Genomic DNA, 336 nt, shown 5'->3' with positions numbered 1-336 from the left:
AGGTGCTGTTAGCCGTGAGTGAGCGTCTGCAGGCTATACTGCGCGGAAATGACATGCTGGCAAGATTAGGCAGCGATGAATTTGCCATCTTGGTGGTGTCTGATCACCGGCTACCGGCTCTGGAACAATTGGCAGAGCGTATCCTTCGCCATCTCAGCGAGCCGATGACACTGGGCAGTAAAGAAGTGGTGGTTGGTGCAAGTATTGGCATCACCTACAGTAACAGCAGCCATTCGACCAGTGAGACCCTGCTCAGACAAGCAGACATTGCACTGTATAAAGCCAAAGACAACAAACAGCAGCAACAGTACCGGGTTTATAACCGACAGATGGGGG

At 52.1% G+C, this 336-nt stretch carries 1 protein-coding gene; it reads left to right on the top strand.

Going from position 1 to position 336, the window contains the following annotated elements:
* Positions 1-53: 53 nt before the first annotated feature.
* Positions 54-336: diguanylate cyclase domain-containing protein (locus ACYP03_RS25050; RefSeq protein ID WP_459782534.1), on the top strand; the 283-nt coding region annotated here is incomplete at its 3' end.

It is taken from the genome of Photobacterium sp. R1 (assembly GCF_054600795.1).
This window is presented reverse-complemented; position numbering and strand designations above follow the sequence as displayed.